The organism is Streptomyces sp. P17, from assembly GCF_032436805.1.
Lineage (GTDB): Bacteria > Actinomycetota > Actinomycetes > Streptomycetales > Streptomycetaceae > Streptomyces.
In genome coordinates, this window is sequence record NZ_JAVRBF010001199.1 from 1 (window position 1) to 252 (window position 252).

Genomic DNA, 252 nt, shown 5'->3' on the forward strand with positions numbered 1-252 from the left:
TTTTCAACTATGTGTCGGCCTTGACTTTGGTTTTACGCATGACCCAACTGCTCTTGTTGCTTTTTTGATAAATGAAAACACAAAGAAAATCTATATATTTGATGAGGCTTATCAACCCGGATTGATTACAAGGCAAGTTGCCGAATTGATCCAATCAAAAGGATATGCGAAAACAACAGTCATTGCAGATAGTGCAGAACCACGGTTGATTGAAGAACTTAAATCAGAACACGGTCTGAGACGCTTAAAAGC

The 252-nt window shown here is 38.5% G+C and carries 1 protein-coding gene; it reads left to right on the forward strand.

All coding sequences use genetic code 11. The annotated features are described in order from the left end of the window. The coding region (locus RMT89_RS44420) for a terminase large subunit (protein ID WP_315889433.1) at positions 1-252 on the forward strand (252 nt) is incomplete at both ends.